The following is an 18,301-nucleotide window of genomic DNA, read 5'->3' on the forward strand; positions in this document are numbered from 1 at the left end:
TGCATCCTTTGGCCGTGCTGGTAGCTTTGTGTTAATTTTCCGGTACTATTTTTTATTGAGCATCAATCTATGTATAAAAATGCAGTCACTCTGTTACTGGCCGCCAGTTGGGTCAGTAGTTTCTGGCTCAATGCCAACGATCTTAACCGCAATTTGCCGCCGGTCGCAGTGCAGCAACCTTATACGGTCAGTTCGCCACATGGTGACCGGCAAGACCCTTACTACTGGTTGCGCGATGATAGTCGTACCTCACCAACAGTGCTGGATTATCTGCATCGTGAAAACGACTATTTTGCGGCCTATGCTAAAGCCTATCAGCCGTTAACGGACAAGCTTACCGCTGAAATAATTGGCAGGATCAAGCAGGACGACAGCTCGGTACCCTACAACAAAGGCGATTACAGCTATTACAGCTATTATGAAAGTGGCAAGGAATACCCGGTTTATGCCCGTAAATCGTTAAAAGACGGCACCGAGCAGGTAATGCTGGATGTTAATCAGCTGGCTGCAGATAAAGATTATTACCGGGTGGCAAACTGGCAGGTCAGTCCGGATCAAAACCTGCTGGCCTATCTGGAAGACAACAGTGGCCGGCGCCAGTACACTTTGAAAATTCGTGATTTACGCACCGGGCAGGATTTAGCCGACCAGTTAACCGGCTTATCAGGTAGTCTGGCCTGGGCGGCAGACAACCAAACTCTGTATGTTATTCAGAACGACCCGGTAACTCTGTTAAGTACCACGGTATTGCAACATAAACTGGGTAATCCGCCGGCGCAGGCTAAAGCAGTGTATCAGGAGCCTGATAACAGCTTCTATTTAAGCCTTGGGAATAGCCGGGATGATAGCTATGTGATGATCACCTCTGAAAGCACGGTATCCACTGAGATCCGGGTGCAGCCAAGCAGTCAGCCTGAAACCGGCTTTAAAGTATTGGCACCGCGTCAGCGCGATGTTCAATACAGTGCTGAGCATCATCAGGGGCGCTGGATTATAAAAACTGACTGGCAGGCGCCAAACTTCCGTTTAATGACTGTCGCAGCAGATAAAATTGGTGACCGCCAGCATTGGCAGCCGCTGCTGGCGCATGATGAACAGGTATTTATTCAGGATTTTGCAGCTTTTGATAACTACCTGGCAATCAGTGAACGAAGTGATGGCCTGCGCCGGATCAGAATAATGCCATGGCAGAGTCCTGATAAAGCTTTTTATGTGACATCAGATGAAGCGGCTTATGTTACCCGCTTTGAAGTTAACCCGGAGCAAAACACTGACTGGTTGCGTTACAGCTATACCTCGCTGACCACGCCGAACAGCGTGTATAAGCTGAATATGAACACCGGCGAAAAACAGCTGCTGAAACAAACCGAAGTGCTGGGGAATTTTGAGCAAAGTAACTATGTTACTGAGCGGGTTTGGGCCACTGCGCCAGATGGCGTTAAAGTGCCGGTATCGCTTTTGTATCGCAAAGGGTTGCCTCGGGATGGTTCTGCCCCTCTGTATCAATACGCTTATGGCTCTTATGGTAGCTCGGCTGACCCGATGTTTCGCTCAACGGTGTTTTCGCTGGTAGACCGTGGTTTTGTTTATGCCATTGCCCACATTCGCGGCGGCCAGGAAATGGGCCGGCATTGGTATGAAGATGGCAAGCTGCTTAACAAAGTTAATACTTTTACTGACTACATTGCGGTTACCGACCACTTAATTGCCAATAACTATGCAGCAAAAGACAAAGTGTTTGGGATGGGCGGCAGTGCTGGTGGCTTACTGATGGGGGCCGTGGCCAATATGGCACCGCAGAAATACCGCGCTCTGATAGCCCACGTGCCGTTCGTTGACGTGGTGACCACCATGTTGGACGAAACTATTCCGCTTACCACCAATGAGTTTGATGAGTGGGGTAACCCAAAGGAAAAAGCCTACTACGATTATATGCTGGCCTACTCGCCTTATGATCAGCTAAGCAAGCAGGCTTATCCGGCCCTGTATGTAACAACGGGTTTATATGACTCGCAGGTGCAGTATTTTGAACCGGCCAAATGGGTAGCAAAATTGCGGACGCATAAAACCGACCAGAACCCGCTGTTATTTAAAACCAATATGGAAGCCGGCCATGGCGGTAAGTCGGGGCGTTTCTCACGCCTGGCCGAGCATGCTCAGGAATATGCCTTTATTCTGAACCTGCTGGCAATTAACGAATAAAATGTGATTGCTGATAAAGCAAGCCGGGCAACGCCCGGCTTTTTATTGGTGTTTAAAATTTAGCGCCTATACTGGAGTTTACTCTAACGTTAATTATTTGAATTTACAGGCAACCGCTTAACGAGTGGCGGCAGGAGCAGACATGAAGCAATCGTTGATGCAGCCACCCTGGCTGAGTGGCCGCAAAGTGTTTGGTGCACTGATTATATTAATGGGAGCAAGCTACGCAATCCAGCAGCTGGTGTTGTTGATGCAGCAACAACAAAATGTGCGCTATGCATTTTATGCCGGTATGGTTGCGGCCGGGGCCACCGCTGCCGGGGCAATTCCTGCGCTTTTTTTACGGCGTTTATCGCAAAAGTTACATGATGTGATGCTGGGCTTTGGCGCTGGCGTAATGCTCGCTGCCTGTATGTTTTCACTTATTGCGCCGGCGTTAGCTATTTTGGAACGCAGTGGTGCCTCGGCGTGGCGCAGTTCGGGCAGCGTGGCACTGGCGATTTTGCTGGGGGCGTTATTAATGCTGCTGGTTGAGCGGCTGGTACCGCACCAGCATTTTATTAAAGAAGAAGACCGGTTACTGGGGCTGAAGCTTCGGCGCAGCTGGTTATTTGTATTTGCTATTATTCTGCATAATATTCCTGAAGGTCTGGCGATTGGCGCCACTTATGCCAGTGGCGACATTGCTGCGGCTAATGCCTTAGCTACCGGTATTGCTATGCAGGACATACCAGAAGGGCTGGTGGTGGCCATGGCATTACTGGCCGTGGGTTATAGCCGTGCGCTGGCAGTGAGTATGGCGGTACTTTCTGGCCTGACCGAGCCCATTATGGCCTTGATTGGTGCGGCCGTACTCGGCGATTCCAGCCTGTTATTGCCCTGGGGCCTGGCGTTGGCAGCGGGTGCCATGTTGTTTGTGATAAGCCATGAAATGATCCCGGAGTCACACCGACAGGGTCATGAACTACCCGCGACTTCCGGCCTGATGCTGGGTTTTGTGTTGATGATGCTACTGGATACTGCGCTAGGTTAAGCAGCATCTTCGAGGCCATTTTCTTGATTAGTTACCAATAATATCTGATGAAACTTTGATAAATATCGGATAGCTGCAGTGAAAGATAACTATAAGTTTTATCTTCACCTACAATGCAATAGCCCCAATAGCTTTTAACACGAAATCAAGGAAAACAGGCTATGAAAACAGCATTAGTAATTGATGACAATGCGTTAATTCGTGAAGTTTTACGGCAAATTTTGTCGTCATTAGGCGTTACGCAGATTATCGATGCGCCCAATGGACGGCTTGGTTTAGAACATGCTCTGTACGATGCTGTTGATATTATTTTTTTAGATCTGGAGTTGCCCGATACCAAAGGCATCAGCCTGCTTAAACAACTGAAAGAAGCTTGCAGCGTACCAGTGGTGATTATCACCGCACATAGTACCCGCGAGAATTTGGAACAAGCTATTCAAGCGGGAGCGTCAGCCTTTATCACTAAGCCCTTTTACAGCCAAAGAATCGCCTCGGTGCTACAAAAATTAAAAAACTCTGGGAAAAACCCAAAAAAAGAGCAGCTGGCCTGACCGGTCAGAACTTTATTTTGTTCTGACCTGTTTTGCCGATCTTATTACTCCCTCATTCCCGACACATTTGATTACAATCTGCCTGCAGGCTTTGCTGGCAGCTTGCATGCGTATTCATTACATTATGCCTACAACATTTCACATTTACGTGAAGCCTAGAAAGCTACTACAGGTGTTCTAATGAAAAAAATATTTGTTATCAGTGCTGTAGCATTGGCAGTACTGACGGGTTGCGCCGGTGAGCGCGCCACCGTTACTGCAGAGCAGCGTTTCGAGCAGCAGGTTGCCGGCCAGGTATTAGTCAGCCCGAATGACGAGCGCCAATATAAAACACTTGTGCTGCCAAATAAGCTGGAAGTGATCCTGGTATCAGACCCTACCACCGAAAAATCGGCAGCCTCACTGAGTGTTGGCGTCGGTTTATTGCAAGACCCGATGAGTCAGCAAGGCATGGCGCACTACTTAGAGCACTTATTATTTATGGGAACTGAGCGCTACCCCGATCCGGCATCATACAACGGCTTTATGTCACAAAATGGTGGTGCCGCTAACGCTTATACCTGGTTGGATATTACCAACTATATGTTCCAGATAAATAATCCGTCATATGATGAGGCGCTGGATCGTTTCTCCGATTTTTTTAAAGCGCCATTGTTACTGCCTGAATATACCGAGAAAGAACGTAATGCAGTCAATGCTGAGTGGTCGATGCGCCGGGAGATGGACTTTTTTGGCCAGTTTAAACTTTCCCGCAGCATGTTTGGTGAGCATCCGGCTAATCGCTTTTTAATTGGCAACCTGGAAACGCTCAGTGATAAGGAAGGTAGTAAACTGCACGATGAAACAGTAAAGTTTTATCAGCAGTATTATTCTGCCAACACCATGAAGCTGGCATTGTTAAGCAATTTACCGCTGGCAGAAATGGAGTTGTTAGCCCGCAAACATTTTGCCGCTATTGAAAACAAAGAAATTGCCAAACCGGCAGTAGACACTGAACTTAAATATCAGGATTTTGGCGCGAAACGGGTGCATTATGTACCGAATGAAGATGTAAAGCAGCTGAGACTGGATTTCACTATCACTAATAACAGTGATGAGTTCGCGGTAAAACCGAATGAATTTATCACTTACTTACTTGGCTCGGAAATGCCCGGCACTCCGGCCCAGCAACTTAAAGAGCTTGGTTTAATTTCATCGTTATCGGCCAGTGCCAACCCCGGCGCTTACGGCAACTATGGCAGCCTGACCATTGATATTAACTTAACTGATGCCGGTATGGCGCAGCGAGAGGTCATTATTGCCAGCGTGATGCAATACCTGGAGCTGATTAAGCAGCAAGGAGTAGATAGCAAATATTTCAGTGAAATTCAAACCAGCCTGGCCAACCGTTTCCGTTTTCTGGAAAAAACTGATGGTTTTGGCTATGTGTCTAACCTGGCCCACGCCATGCAGTTTGTGCCGGCCCAACACGCAGTAAATGCGCCTTATCATTATGAGCGGTTTGATGCGGCAGCTATTAATCAGGTGCTGGAGCAGCTGACGCCGCAAAGCTTACGGGTATGGTATATCAGTCAGCAGGAGCCTTTTGACAGCCAACTGCATTTCTATGATGGTCGCTATAAAATTACTGATATCAGCGAGCAGGAAATAGCCAGCTGGCAGCAAAGCCCGCTTGCACTTAACTTACCGGCTGTTAACCGTTTACTGCCGGAGAACTTTGAATTGCGCACTGCAGTGCAGGCCGATAAGCCTGAACTGGTTGTGGAAGATAAGGGCATTAAAGCCTGGTTGTATCCCAGCCAGCAGTTTGCCAGCCAGCCACGTGGCCGCCTGAATATTTTTCTTAACAGCCCGGCGGCGTTGCAGGACATTAAAGCGAAAGTGATGTTTGCGCTGTGGCAGGATTTATATAACCTGGAGCAAAGCGTGCTGGCAACTGAAGCATCAGTGGCCGGTATGGATGTGCGCCTGACTGACAGTAACGGCTTACTGTTAAATCTGGGTGGGTTTACCGATAAGCAACCGCAATTATTACAGCAGGCATTAGCTGGGCTGGCACCAGAGGTTACAGCTGAGCGTTTCAGTCAGGCGGTGGACCGCTATGTGCGCGGTATCCGCAACTTAGAGCGGCGCTTCCCGTTTCAGCAGGCGTTTATGGCATTTAACAGCTTGTATCGGGGCGGTAACTACAACAATGAGCAGTTAATTGCCAGTGCGGAGCAGCTAACCGTAGCAGACTTACAGCAATTTATGCAGCAGATGCTGAGCAATCACCAGGTGCGGATTTTTGCCTTTGGTAATTACAATCAGGCTGATGTAAAACAGCTTGTTGATACCGTCGCCGCCGCGTTACCGGCAGAGCGGACAACCCCGGCTTATACCCGCAGCCCGGTATGGCAGCCTGCACCAGCTGAAGTCATTAGCCTGCAGCAGGATTTAGTAGTAGCGGATGTGGCAGTAGTAGACATGCATATTCATCCGGACCCTTCAGTAAAACAACAGGCTCGCGGCCGCTTACTGCAGAGCCATTTTTCCAATCAGGCTTTTGACATACTGCGTACTGAAGAGCAGTTAGCTTATGCGGTAGGTGGCGCTGCTGTCAGCATTGAAGACTACACCGGTTTTGGTTTGTATATTCAGACTCCGGTTAAAGCGGTGGCCGACATGCAGCAGCGGTTTGATGACTTTAAACAGCAATACTGGCAAACCTTGCAGCAGCTGGACAACGCCGGTTTTGAGCAGTTGAAGCAAAGTTTGCTGGTAAGTCTGAAAGAGCCGCCGAAAAACCTGCAGGAAGAAATGGCGCCGCTGATCAGCGACTGGTATCAGGAAAAATTCAGCTTTGACAGTAAGCAAAAACTGATAGCCGAAGTAGAAAAATTAACGCTGGCAGATGTGCAGGCATTTTATCAGGAAACCCTGTTAAACAAAGATGCCGCAAGAATTTCGGTACAAATGCGTGGTACTGGTTTTAACCAGCAACCGTTTGCTGAAATCGAAGGCCAGCGGGTGATTACTGATTTAGCCGAGTTTCACCGACAGATGAAAACGCAGTAACCTGCTGTTTATCTGCCAAAACGCAGCTTCGGCTGCGTTTTTTATTGGCAAGATGAAAATAGTTCGAGTAATCACTTTAAACGCTTGTAGACAAAAGTTTATGGCTGCTGTCAGAGTTTAGCGCCTGTCATCCTTGCTATGATAAGCAATCAAAATTTGTGCGGATGCCTTATTAAAACAGCATTCATGTTAACTGGTCAGCTCAGAGCTATTTGTCCCGAAAAGTGCCGCTTGCAATCAGTGGCTGCTGTTCTATTTTTGTTCACTGAGTCAGGACAGCATTACCAGTCTCAACCAACAATTATAAGATTAAAGACGAGGATCTGTGATGAAAAAACTAACAGGGCTGCTTAGTGCAGCTTTACTAGGCAGCTTCGCTGTCAGCTTTAACCTCTTTGCCGCCGTTGGTGGCTACCCGGTGGTACTGGTGCATGGTTTGCAACCCGACCAACTGGCCAGTCGCCCCAGCGCCAGTGAAGTAACCAGCGATGGTGCTGCTTACTGGCAGGCCTACTGGCGGGATCGGGCCGATGTCCGAATTGACTGGCCGGCCCATGAACGGGTAGCCGGTAAAATTGCCAGTGACTATATCTGGCCAAAGCTGCAGCAAATGTCGGTAAATGGTACCTGCGCTAATGGCTGTATTTTTGTTACCCACTCCACCGGCGATTTAGTGACCCGCTATTTACTGGATAATCAGGCGTTATGGCTGCAAAATGCCGGCCTGCAACCGCTTAATATAGTTGCTACGTTCGATTTCGCCGGTGCTGGTGGCGGCTCTGAACTGGCTGACCTGGCGGTTAATGTCGCCAGTGGCTCTGGCCTTATTGATTGGACCTTACGGTTGGCGCTGGCCGCCTGGCTCGGCGAAATACCGAATGCTGGCACGGTAGGCGTTCTGAATGATTTGCGGGTAAACAGTGCCCGCCAGCTGGCGTCGTTTCCGGACAGCCGGGTGCCGCGGTTACGTTTTGTTGGCGCCGGCTCTGACTATCTGGGCGCTACCGGGGTATTTTTACCGGGTGAAGATGACGGCGTTGTGGCCAGCCATTCAGCCTGTGGTGCCTCGACCGCTGCCAGTTTTAGCAGTTGTTCACGTAGTGTGGCCTTCGACGGTAAGCTGGCTAGCCAGAGTAACGGTGTAGGTAGTTTTATGCCTTACCATTACCCTTTGCTGATGAGCGAAGGGTATAGCCACGGTGGTTTAATTGAAAACCGGGTGCAGGATGAAGTCACCGCAGCCAACAGCAACGCCGGTTACCTGAATAACGACAGTTTGCAGTTCAGTACCTATGATGAAAAACGTGGCTGGTGGATATTCAGCTCGCGCTACCGGGTCGTGCGTAACTCTAATAACACCAGCATGTCAGCATTGGTTTATCAGGCGGCGAACTAAGCGTGACTAAACGTATCTTGATATTCATTGGCCTGGCAGCACTGCTGTCAGGCCTTTGGTTGTTTTGGCCAGCACCTGCTGACATCCCTTTACCATTGGCGGCGCCTGAGGTGGCTGCTACAGCTGCTAAGCCTGAAGCAACGCCCAAAGCCAAACCGCCCGCTGCGCCCACTATTACCGTTACCGAACGGCTGCCTGAGCCAGTCAGCGACAGCTTTAAGTTACTGGCAACAGCCTATGCCAGTGAGCTGCAGTACCCGGGCTATTCAAGGCCACTGTCTGAAGCTGACAGCCACTTACTGAACCCCAATATTTATGTGGTGCAACCGGTACCACTGGAAGGCGGCGCCAGTGCAGCGATAGTGCTGCCGAAATACCGCTTTAGTTACCCTGAAACTATACCGGTAAGCCTGCAGGTAAGTGGCTTAACGGTGCATAGCGTCAGTGTGCAGCTGCATAGTGAACAAGACACTACATTACTGGCCAGCGAGGCGATGCAAAACACTGCCGGCGATGGATACAGCCAGAGTGCAGAGCAAAACTGGCAGACAGAATTAACCCCAGAAGATGACTGGGATGGCCCATTGGAAGTGAGTGTTACCTTTAGCGCTAATGGCCGGGAGCAAACGCTGAAAACCGGTTTTGTTTACAGCCACCCGGTTGCAACCATCACCGGTGTTGGCTCCAGCCGCGGCGTTGGCAGCGATATGCTGATCCCGGTAAAGCTAAATGTTGAACAGGCCGGTTACTACCGGCTGCGGGCCAATTTGTTTACCGCAGAACGCCGGCCACTGGCATTACTTACTGCAACAGAAAGGTTGAGTGAAGGTAAAGCTGAGCTAACCTTGCGCGCCTACAAAGCGGTGCTGCGTCAGCAGGAAGGGCCATTTATTCTCAGCAGTTTTGTGCTGGAACGCCGCCCTGCTGTGCCCGGTGAGCTAACCCGCTATGGCGACAGCGAGCAAAGCGAATATCCGCTGGAGTTTTTCTCACTTAGTCAGCTAACCGACGAGCCGTGGCAGGCCAGTGCCGAAGAGCAGCAACGGCTGCAGTTTTTGCAGCAGATGGCAGAGCAGTAAGTGCTGGCATTGGGCAAAGCAAAAATCTGAGTTTTTATCAGCAGCTATTCATCTCTATTTAATAAAATAACAGGCTGATGTTCATCTAATCCCGTCATTCTGGTTAATCTGCGGTTGTTATTCTGTATTCATTGAACAATAAACCATTGCCCGAATGACGGCATAACCGAAGGTGAAACAATGAAACGATTAACCGTAACTGTACTAAGCAGTGCTATGTTGTTTATTGCGACTGCACAGGCTGCACCTGCGCATAATGTTATTACTGAAGCAGAGCTCAAGGCAGCGCAGCAAGCCTGGGGTACTGCGCTGATTGCTATCAGCCAGGCATATGAAACTGGTGGCTTTGCGCAGGCAGAAGACACTGCGCGGGCAGTGTTAGATGCAGCATATGGTTACAACCTGGGGCCCGTATTGTTTAAACCAACATTAGCCAATGGTGAGCAGACATTCCGTACTGAATATGATGGGGCTTTATCTTATTTCGTTGGCGGCAATAACCTCTTTGCCAACGACAGTGGCTTTGCACTTAAGGGTTGGCAAGCATACGAATTTAACAACGCCGCAGTGCATTTTAATGGTGATTTGGCGCTGACGATGGGGCATGTCAAAGTGACAAACAAAGCAGGTGAGGTAACAACGGTCGATAAAACCTGGGGTTTCAAAAAAGATAATGAGGGCGTACTGCGTATCGTATTACATCATTCCTCTTTACCTTACAGCGCACAGTAAGTAACAACTGAGTTCCACATAGGGTTCCAACCCATTTTGGCTGGTAAGGCACCTCTGCTTACCAGCTCTTTTTTATTCAGCCTGCAAGCAATAGCCCAGACCTCGCCGGGTATGCAGCAGTTTAACGGGGTAAGGGTCATCGACTTTTTTCCGAAGCCTGGCCAGATACACATCTACGATATTGGTTAGCGGATCTTCATTCATGCCCCAGACATTGGTTAAAATACGCTCACGGCTGTACACCTTACCGATGTTGCTCATTAACAGTTCCAGAATACCCAGTTCTTTGGCGGTAAGAATAAGATCATCGCCAGCGCGTTGCACCCGCTTACTGTCTAAATCCAGCACCAGATCGGCCACCTGCAACTGACGGTTTTGTTCAGCAGTAATGGTCCGTTTGGCCAGTGCTTCTATTCTTGCCAGCAGCTCTTCAAAATGAAAGGGTTTGCCCAGATAATCATCGGCGCCGGCGCGTAAGCCTTTTATCCGCTCATCGACCTCAGATAAGGCCGATAAAATTAAAATTCGCGCCTTGACCTGCTGGCTACGCAGTTGCTGGCATAGGGTTAAACCATCCAGTTTTGGTAACATGCGGTCGAGGATAATGACGTCCGGTTCAAATTGTTTTACCGCTTCCTGTGCATGCAGGCCATCGTTAAGCAGTAATGTCAGATAGCCTTCAGCTTTCAGGCCCCGTGACAAAAAGCTGCCAACCCGCTCATCGTCTTCAACTATCAATATTTTCATCGGTGGCTCCGTTAAAAAGCGGCAGAGTTAATACAACCCTGGTGCCTTGCGGTTTATTCGCTTCCAGTCTTATCGTCCCATCGTGTGCCTGCATAATGGCTTTAGCGATACTAAGGCCAATGCCCAGGCCATCAGGACGGGTCTGGCGGGCTGCTGCACTGCGGTAATGGCGTGTAAACAACTGCTGCTGATCTTCCGGGTTAATGCCTATGCCTTCATCAGACAGCTCCAGCACCATTTCGTTATCAGTTGGCAGGAAGGCAAGCTGCAGCTGATCACTTTGTTTGGCATAGTGCTGAGCGTTATCGGCGATGATACCCAGTACAGTGGCAAATTTTTCGCTGTCGACTAACAACCACTGCCCGTCGCTAAGATCAGACTGCGGCGAAATAGTTAATTGAAAACGTTTATGTAACTGCTGCTGAAACTGCACGCAAACCTGGCTGGCAAACTGCGATAGCGACAGCTTTTTTAAACTAACCTGCAACAACCGCTCTTCGCCACGGGCCAGAAACAACAGGTCATCAATCCGCCGGTTTAGTTGCTGGCTGGAGGCCAGGATCCGGCCGAATGCTTCTTTGTACTCCTGGTTATCTTTATCTTTACCACGCAGGCTTATTTCGGCTTCACCCTGAATACTGGTCGCCGGAGTGCGCAATTCATGGCTTATATCAGTTAACAGCTGTTTCTGACGTAACTCTGCCTCGTGCAGCTGCGCCAGCGCTTGCTGTAACTCTGCGGTACGAACCTGAACCCGTTGTTCGGTAGCTTGCTGGCTTTTCTTTTCCTGTTCAGTAAAGGCATAGATATAGCCCGACATCAGGTTGAACTGACGTGCCAGCTCTGCAAACTCGGCGGGACCCTGCTCGTTAATGCGGTGAGCAAAGTTACCGCATTGCAGTTGTTTAGTGCCATCCAGCAACTGTTGCAATGGCCGGCGCAGCGCTTTTGACAGCTGATACCCCAGTAAAACAGCTAACAGAATACCGGCAATACTAATTAATACCAGTACCCGTTTTACATTCTTAACAGCCTGGATTGAATCATTTTCCGTTGCACTGGCCCACTCTTTTTGTTGGGCAATGGCCAGCTGCAGCAATTCGGCTAAGTCGGTATCCTGGAATTTATCAAACAGCGAGATTAAGGTTCGCCAGCGTTCAGTATCATCCTGGTAACCAGCCAGATCTCCGGTTTTCAGGGCTTTTTCAAGTGTTTGCAAATTGGTTTGCAGTAACGAAATAACCTTCACTTGCTGCATGGTATGTTGTAAGTCAGCCTCGCTACGACTAAACAACTGATCGCGGATCGCCAGTTGGTCCAGAGTGAAAAGTTGTTGCTGCATCCGTCGGAACTGGCTGTCTCTGAAGCTGATATTCGCATCTGCTGTTAGCAGATATTCGGCCAACCACACTTTTAAGCGCTGTTTATCGGCCCGTAAGGAAATAAACTCAGACAACATCTGGTTAGCAATCCGGTTACGCTCGGTATGAAACTCAGATTTATGATGTGCCCAGAAACCAATACCTGATTGCAGCACAATAATGGCCATCAGAACACACAAAGAGACAATCAGCTTACGCAGATACATGGCACAGTCCGCAGCGACAAATAACAGCAGTATATGGCGTTGTTAAGGCCAAAGCATGAATATCAGGTTAACTTTTTACAGCAAGCACCGGCGCAAAACAGTATTTCAGGAACTCAAACAATAGTACTATATTTGACAATGCGAATCACTCTCATTATTATTAACCAATATTTTAGTTGAGGGAATAATAATGAACGGGTTTCAGTTATCAGCAGTCAGTGCTGCATTATTGTCGTTTACGGCAGTCACAGTGGCACAGACAACCACAGAACAAGCGCCAGCAGAAACAGCCAAAACCAAAGACTATGTTGAAACAATAGAGGTTATCGGCAGATTTACCGGCAAAACTTTTTCTGAATACAGTTACTCTGCTACTAAAGTCGCTGCAGATGTACTGGATATTCCGCAGTCTATTAGTGCTGTAACCAAGGAAACCATCAAAGATCAGGCGATGATGCGGCTGAATGATATTTCGCCTTTTGTCAGTGGTGTGAATGAGTTTTCAGTTTACAACGACATTACTATCCGTGGCTTTCGTAACTGGGATGATCGCCGGGTAAATGGCATGCGCACCTATAACGATTTCTGGTCGCAGTCGGTTATTGCTCACGTGGAGCGGGTAGAAGTGATCAAAGGCCCGGCCTCGGCGATTTTTGGTGACGCCAGCCCTGGTGGTACCGTTAACATGGTCACCAAAAAACCGTTATCGGAGCAGCGTAACGAACTGAGCGCCAGAGTGGGCAGCTATGCCGACAGGTATATTGCGTTTGATACCACCGGCCCGGCGACAGCTGATAACTCCTTGCTGTATCGGTTAAATCTGGGATATGAAGATTCAGATTCGTTCCGCAATCAGATATTTAATAAAAGTTTGCTGGCCTCTCCCAGCGTAACCTGGCTGCCCACCGATAATACCCGGGTAAACGTTGAGCTGGTGTACGCAGATACTAAGGGCATTCTCGATCGGGGCCAGCCAAACTTAAGAAATGCGGCGTCGTTAGGCCAGGTACCGATTGAAGTGTCGGTGACCCAGCCGGGTGACAAAATGGATACAGAGTCATTAAGCACAAGTGTCGCTATCGATCACAAACTGACTGACGGCTGGTCTGTGGTGTTTAACTACATGTATCAGGATTATCAGCAAAAATTAATTGAACATCGGATCCGCAACTATGTAGAAGGCTCTGATTCAGTAATCAATCTGCTGTATGTTGATCGTGATGAGAATGCAACGGTGGATAATGTATCTGCTTATCTGACTGGTGTATTTCAGCTTGGCCGGGTAAGCCATAGCCTTGTTGCTGGTGTCGATTACGTTGACCGCGCTTACCACTCTGCTCAGTTAAGAGCAAATAACGTTGATACTTTTGATATTCTGCAACCTGTGTATCAACGGCGCGATCCTGCAAGTTATGGCGCTACGGCCGACGCACCCTGGGGCGGCGATTTTAACAGCACCGGTTGGTATATTCAGGATCAGATGGACTTAGGTAACTGGTCATTGTTATTAAGTGTCCGCGCTGAGAACTACGATATTGTTGATACCGACGGCTTTGGCGCCGATGACAACGCCATCTTGCCCAGAGCCGGCGCTATTTACCGCTTATCGCCTGATTCAAGTTTATATGCCACCTGGGTGACCGGCTTCGAGCCACAGGACTTATTTTCCAATAACCCGCAAAGTGGTGGTCCGTTCGATCCCCAGGACAGTGAACTGCTGGAAGTGGGTTACAAAACCAAACAGTTTGACGGCAATTTGCTGCTGACGTTATCTGCCTATCAGATAACCAAAAACAATATTATTTTATACGATGATGAGGCCACTCAGGCTGCAAACGACGGCTTTGACAAATACCGCCAGCGTGGTGAAGAGCAAGCGCGTGGGGTTGAACTGGAAGTGAATGGCCAGCTGACCGACCAGTTAGCCGTTATTGCCAACTACGCCTTTAACCGCGGCAAAATAACGGAGGATACTAATCCGGAACTGGTGGGTAAAACCAAAGAGGGCGCACCTAAACACAGTGCTAGCTTGTGGACTAAATACCAGTTTAGCGACAACTGGGCTGCCGGTGCGGGTGTCAGCTATGTCGGTGAGCGCCGAACCTTTGAGCAGGCGCTGAATTTGCCAGCTTACAGCCTGTGGAATGCGGCACTTTACTATAAGGCCGGCACCTGGGATGCAGCACTGCAGCTGCGTAACATCACCGACAAAGTGCACTGGACCGGCGGTTACAATTTTGGCCGGATTTTTCCGGGCGACCCGCGTTCAGCGAGCCTGACCTTTAGTTACCGGTTCTGATCCTGCTCTGATAGTAATACCGCCAGCCTGACAGCATTATCAAGCTGGCATCTGGCAGTAAAATAGGCGTAATAATGAAGGTAAAACAATGGTTTAACTGGCATAGTTTAACAGGTGTCTGGACTGGGCTACTGTTGTTTATTATTTGCTGGAGTGGCACTTTTGCGACCTTGTCGCATGAGTTCGACTGGCTAACCAATAATGCGGTCAGAGCTGCCAGCACGGATGAAGAACCAGTTAGCCTGGCACAGGCCTACGAGATTGTCCGTCAGGCAAAGCCGGATGATAAAATTTCGTTTGCCAGCGCGCCCATTGCCAGTGGTTTTAACTATGTTGTGGTAGTTGAAACGGCTCAGGGACAGTGGCGGCATGTCTATGTTGATCCAGCCAGCGGCCAGATCAAAGGCGATAGCAGCTACTTTACCATTCAGCGGTTTTTCCGTGATTTTCACCGTAACTTGTTTGGGGCGGTTAACCGTACCTTTGCCTCTTATCTGGTGTTTTTACTGGCTATCCCTTTGCTAATCTCAATTATATCAGCGCTGTATTTGTATCGAGGCTGGTGGCGAAAGTTTTTCACCTTGAGCTGGGGCCAGCAACGCCGGGCCAATGTGGCCAGTATTCATAAGCTGGCCGGCGTCTGGAGCTTGTGGTTTAGTTTACTTATCGCCCTGACCAGTGTCTGGTATTTGTATGAAGCTTTTCGCGCAGATGCTATTGATGGTAAGGTAACCTATACAGGCGCCGGAAGGTATGCCGTGCAGCAACTGCCGGAGATCACCGCAGCGGATCAGCCAGCTTTGTCGCTGAGTCAGTTGCTAGCTAATGCCCAGCAAGTAAGGCCTGAGCTGGATATACGCTCAATCTGGTTCGATAATGGTTACTTGCAGGTCACTGGCCAAGCCGGACATCTGCTGGTGCGTGACCGAGCTAACAAAGTTTACCTGAATGCCTCTGACGGCCAGATAGTGCATGATCAAAATGCTAGTGATTTATCACTGTACTGGCGTTTGTCTGATACCGCAGACCCGCTGCACTTTGGCGATTTTGGCGGTTTAATCAGCAAAATTATCTGGTTTATTTTCGGCCTGCTGCTGTCGTTTCTGTCGCTTTCGGGCAGTTACATGTACTTAAAGCGGCAATTTGCCAAACGTCAGCAACTTAAGTACCGCAAAACCCTGTTGGTCAGCCTGGGGGGCTCAGTACTGATGCTCATCAGCAGCGTCTGGGCCGGGTATCGCGCCATGTTGTCTTATGGCAGCAATGGCCAGTGGCCCGACATGCCGCTGGCGACCATTAGTTTCCTGCTCGGTTGGACCTTACTCACATTATTGATCGTTAGTTACTGGTTTTACCGGTTACTGACATTGTATCAACGAAACTGACCCGCTACATCGGATCCAGGGTCAGTAACACCCGCGGTAAGGCGGTAGCCGGCGAGCGGTGCACTATTGCCTGCTTTTCATTGCCCTCCCAGCCTGAGCCTTTTAACAGGGTAATAGCAAAGGGGGCGGCTTGCGCGCTGGTATTCTGTTGCTGGCTGCCCGGCTCTGGCTGCCACTCTGTTCCCGGGCCGAGGTAAGTACAGACCAGCCGGCAGACCAGATGATCGGTATGAAACTTTGGGCACATTGGTTTGCTTAAGGTTTCCAGCCGCAGCCCCAGTTGCTGGCAATCCATCAGGCAGCTGAATATTTCGCACTGCAGGGCAATATCGGCCAGCAGCTCAGTTTTCCCGGGGGCATCGGGCAGCGCTGCAGCGATATCCGCTTGCAGGCTGTCGATACTGACAATCCGCTTAATGGGCAGTGACAGACTGAGCCGCTGACAATAGACAGATATCGCCGCTATCTGCTGCCGTTGCCAGCTCACCAGATTAACATCGGGTGCAAAAATCTGAGTGAGTACCTCAGGATCGCTGGTTACCAGTTGGCGGCTAACCGGTTGAAATGAGCTAAATGACTGAAATGACGGGGCGCTCATGCCAGTTGCTCCTCAGTAAAGGGGCTGGGTAACTGCTGCCAGCCTGCCTCACCCAGCGCCAGTTCTGCATCGGTTAGCAGGCAGGCTTCCAGTTCAAGCAACATGTTGCTTTTATCCAGCTGCTGACCGATAAATACTAACTCCTGGCGCCGGTCGCCAAAGGGTTCCTGCCAGCTTTGCCTGATAGCCTGACGCATTTCAGGGTCTTGCGGCCAATCGGCAGCCGGTACCGCCTGCCAGAACAAGCCGGCCATATTATAGCGGGCGATACCGCCAGCCTGATGCCACAGCCAGGCATACTCCGGTGTGCTGGCCAGCCAGAAGTACCCTTTAGAGCGGAGCAGGCGACCTGTTGGCCAATCCTGATGTAAAAAAGCATTGAAGCGCTCAGGGTGGAAGGGTTTGCGGGCAGTAAAGGCAAAGCTACTGATGCCGTATTCTTCGGTTTCCGGCTTATGTTCGCCGCGCAGTTCCTGCAACCAGCCGGGTGCTTGCTGGGCTTGCTCAAAATCAAACAGACCGGTATTGAGAATATGGGTTAAGTCGACTTTACCATGCTCAGCGTGAATAATCCGGGCCCGGCTATTCAGACTGCGTAAAATCACATCGAGCCGCTGCAATTGCAGCGAACTGACTAAATCACTTTTACTGATAACCAACACATCACAAAACTCGACTTGCTCTATCAGCAAATCGGCCACGCTGCGTTCATCATCTTCGCCGAGGCTTTCGCCACGTTCGGCTAAATCGTCGGCAGCTTCAAAATCGGCCAGAAAGTTGACGGCATCAACTACTGTAACCAGGGTATCTAACCTGGCGATATCGGCCAGGCTCTGACCATCTTCATGCTCAAAAGTAAAAGTTTCGGCAATGGGCAACGGCTCGGAGATGCCGGTTGATTCAATCAACAGATAATCAAAACGACCAGCTTTGGCTAATTTGCCTACTTCCAGTAACAAGTCTTCACGCAAGGTGCAGCAAATACAGCCATTGCTCATTTCCACCAGTTTTTCTTCAGCGCGGTTCAGGCTAACTTCCTTATTCAGCTGGTTAGCATCAATATTGACGTCGCTCATATCATTGACGATAACGGCAACACGCAGGCCGTCGCGGTTATGCAATACATAATTGAGCAGGGTGGTTTTACCGGCCCCCAAAAAGCCAGACAGTACCGTTACCGGTAAGCGCTGATCTTTTAAAAGAGTATTGTTAACAGGGTTAGTGTGCGGCATGTGGGGTCTCCTGTGAGCGTTGTAACAACACGCGGTTACGCAGGTGGGCAGTCGCCAGTAGCAAACCACCTGCTACCGATAAGGGTAGCTCGGCGTCATGGCCCGCAAACAGTGCCACAACCAATAACAGAAAACCGCTCAAACCCAGAATAAATGGGGTTTTATTGTGATGGACACACCAGCCGCCGGGCAGGCTCCAGGCCAGCAAGACACTGATCGGCAATAGCATCAGATAATGAAACCACTCTGAACTGAAAACGCCTAACAACAAGCCGGAACTACCCACCGCCAGTAAAATGGGCAGGGTTAAACAATGCACCACGCAAAGTCCGGACAGTGCTGCTGCAATAAGATCTTTCATAGTAACTCCCTGACAATTAATACCTGGCGGAAAAGCTGGCA

14 protein-coding genes are annotated in these 18,301 nt (G+C 49.5%); 9 read left to right on the top strand and 5 right to left on the bottom strand.

Annotation, left to right across the window (positions count from 1 at the left end; genetic code table 11):
- The first annotated feature begins 69 nt into the window (after positions 1-69).
- The 7 genes from H141_RS0115200 to H141_RS0115230 all read left to right on the top strand — a co-directional run bounded on the left by H141_RS0115200 (position 70) and on the right by H141_RS0115230 (position 10,050).
- The gene (locus H141_RS0115200) at positions 70-2,202 is read left to right on the top strand and encodes a S9 family peptidase (RefSeq protein WP_019677139.1); all 2,133 of its coding nucleotides are present in this window, start codon (positions 70-72) and stop codon (positions 2,200-2,202) included.
- A gap of 142 nt (positions 2,203-2,344) precedes the next feature.
- On the top strand, positions 2,345-3,235 hold the full coding sequence (locus H141_RS0115205) for a ZIP family metal transporter (protein ID WP_019677140.1): 891 nt from the start codon (positions 2,345-2,347) through the stop codon (positions 3,233-3,235).
- A 161-nt stretch (positions 3,236-3,396) separates the two neighbouring features.
- Positions 3,397-3,786, top strand: a complete 390-nt coding sequence (locus H141_RS20420; protein WP_019677141.1) for a response regulator — start codon at positions 3,397-3,399, stop codon at positions 3,784-3,786.
- 180 nt (positions 3,787-3,966) lie between these two features.
- Positions 3,967-6,843, top strand: coding sequence for an insulinase family protein (locus H141_RS0115215; protein ID WP_019677142.1), 2,877 nt, complete (start codon positions 3,967-3,969; stop codon positions 6,841-6,843).
- Between the two features lie 328 nt (positions 6,844-7,171).
- Complete coding sequence (locus H141_RS0115220; protein WP_019677143.1) at positions 7,172-8,239, top strand: hypothetical protein; 1,068 nt, start codon at positions 7,172-7,174, stop codon at positions 8,237-8,239.
- Positions 8,240-8,241: 2 nt separating this feature from the next.
- The gene (locus tag H141_RS0115225; protein WP_019677144.1) at positions 8,242-9,318 is read left to right on the top strand and encodes a hypothetical protein; all 1,077 of its coding nucleotides are present in this window, start codon (positions 8,242-8,244) and stop codon (positions 9,316-9,318) included.
- 180 nt (positions 9,319-9,498) lie between these two features.
- On the top strand, positions 9,499-10,050 hold the full coding sequence (locus H141_RS0115230) for a hypothetical protein (RefSeq protein WP_019677145.1): 552 nt from the start codon (positions 9,499-9,501) through the stop codon (positions 10,048-10,050).
- Positions 10,051-10,122: 72 nt separating this feature from the next.
- Here H141_RS0115230 and H141_RS0115235 read toward each other — a convergent pair whose 3' ends face one another.
- Together H141_RS0115235 and H141_RS0115240 are read right to left on the bottom strand one after the other, a co-directional pair.
- The gene (locus H141_RS0115235) at positions 10,123-10,797 is read right to left on the bottom strand and encodes a response regulator transcription factor (protein ID WP_019677146.1); all 675 of its coding nucleotides are present in this window, start codon (positions 10,795-10,797) and stop codon (positions 10,123-10,125) included.
- Positions 10,778-12,385 (bottom strand): sensor histidine kinase, encoded by a 1,608-nt coding sequence (locus H141_RS0115240; RefSeq protein ID WP_019677147.1) that lies wholly within the window; start codon positions 12,383-12,385, stop codon positions 10,778-10,780. Before H141_RS0115240 ends, H141_RS0115235 begins: the two co-directional genes overlap by 20 nt.
- A gap of 190 nt (positions 12,386-12,575) precedes the next feature.
- Between H141_RS0115240 and H141_RS0115245 the strand changes: the two genes are divergently transcribed.
- Entirely contained in the window at positions 12,576-14,684 is a 2,109-nt protein-coding gene (locus H141_RS0115245; RefSeq protein WP_019677148.1) for a TonB-dependent siderophore receptor, read from the top strand.
- A 74-nt stretch (positions 14,685-14,758) separates the two neighbouring features.
- Complete coding sequence (locus H141_RS20425; RefSeq protein ID WP_019677149.1) at positions 14,759-16,069, top strand: PepSY-associated TM helix domain-containing protein; 1,311 nt, start codon at positions 14,759-14,761, stop codon at positions 16,067-16,069.
- A 4-nt stretch (positions 16,070-16,073) separates the two neighbouring features.
- On the opposite strand, the gene H141_RS0115255 is transcribed toward H141_RS20425, so the two are convergent.
- From H141_RS0115255 to H141_RS0115265, 3 genes are read right to left on the bottom strand one after another with little or no spacing between them, the layout of a single operon-like run.
- Complete coding sequence (locus H141_RS0115255) at positions 16,074-16,667, bottom strand: DUF1826 domain-containing protein (RefSeq protein ID WP_019677150.1); 594 nt, start codon at positions 16,665-16,667, stop codon at positions 16,074-16,076.
- A complete protein-coding gene (gene zigA / locus H141_RS0115260; RefSeq protein WP_019677151.1) occupies positions 16,664-17,899 on the bottom strand; it encodes a zinc metallochaperone GTPase ZigA in 1,236 nt (411 codons plus the stop codon). The genes H141_RS0115255 and zigA overlap by 4 nt, the downstream gene beginning before the upstream one ends.
- Entirely contained in the window at positions 17,886-18,260 is a 375-nt protein-coding gene (locus tag H141_RS0115265; protein ID WP_019677152.1) for a MerC domain-containing protein, read from the bottom strand. The genes zigA and H141_RS0115265 overlap by 14 nt, the downstream gene beginning before the upstream one ends.
- Positions 18,261-18,301: the final 41 nt, after the last annotated feature.

The organism is Arsukibacterium perlucidum DSM 18276 (genome assembly GCF_000382165.1).
GTDB classification, from domain to species: domain Bacteria; phylum Pseudomonadota; class Gammaproteobacteria; order Enterobacterales; family Alteromonadaceae; genus Alishewanella; species Alishewanella perlucidum.

Excerpts from the sequence above, each read along its gene's own strand:
- H141_RS0115240 (WP_019677147.1), bottom strand. The coding sequence starts at position 12,385 with ATGTATCTGCGTAAGCTGATTGTCTCTTTGTGTGTTCTGATGGCCATT.
- H141_RS20425 (WP_019677149.1), top strand. The coding sequence starts at position 14,759 with ATGAAGGTAAAACAATGGTTTAACTGGCATAGTTTAACAGGTGTCTGG.
- zigA (WP_019677151.1), bottom strand. The coding sequence starts at position 17,899 with ATGCCGCACACTAACCCTGTTAACAATACTCTTTTAAAAGATCAGCGC.
- H141_RS0115220 (WP_019677143.1), top strand. The coding sequence starts at position 7,172 with ATGAAAAAACTAACAGGGCTGCTTAGTGCAGCTTTACTAGGCAGCTTC.
- H141_RS20420 (WP_019677141.1), top strand. The coding sequence starts at position 3,397 with ATGAAAACAGCATTAGTAATTGATGACAATGCGTTAATTCGTGAAGTT.
- H141_RS0115200 (WP_019677139.1), top strand. The coding sequence starts at position 70 with ATGTATAAAAATGCAGTCACTCTGTTACTGGCCGCCAGTTGGGTCAGT.
- H141_RS0115255 (WP_019677150.1), bottom strand. The coding sequence starts at position 16,667 with ATGAGCGCCCCGTCATTTCAGTCATTTAGCTCATTTCAACCGGTTAGC.
- H141_RS0115230 (WP_019677145.1), top strand. The coding sequence starts at position 9,499 with ATGAAACGATTAACCGTAACTGTACTAAGCAGTGCTATGTTGTTTATT.
- H141_RS0115245 (WP_019677148.1), top strand. The coding sequence starts at position 12,576 with ATGAACGGGTTTCAGTTATCAGCAGTCAGTGCTGCATTATTGTCGTTT.
- H141_RS0115215 (WP_019677142.1), top strand. The coding sequence starts at position 3,967 with ATGAAAAAAATATTTGTTATCAGTGCTGTAGCATTGGCAGTACTGACG.
- H141_RS0115235 (WP_019677146.1), bottom strand. The coding sequence starts at position 10,797 with ATGAAAATATTGATAGTTGAAGACGATGAGCGGGTTGGCAGCTTTTTG.
- H141_RS0115205 (WP_019677140.1), top strand. The coding sequence starts at position 2,345 with ATGAAGCAATCGTTGATGCAGCCACCCTGGCTGAGTGGCCGCAAAGTG.
- H141_RS0115265 (WP_019677152.1), bottom strand. The coding sequence starts at position 18,260 with ATGAAAGATCTTATTGCAGCAGCACTGTCCGGACTTTGCGTGGTGCAT.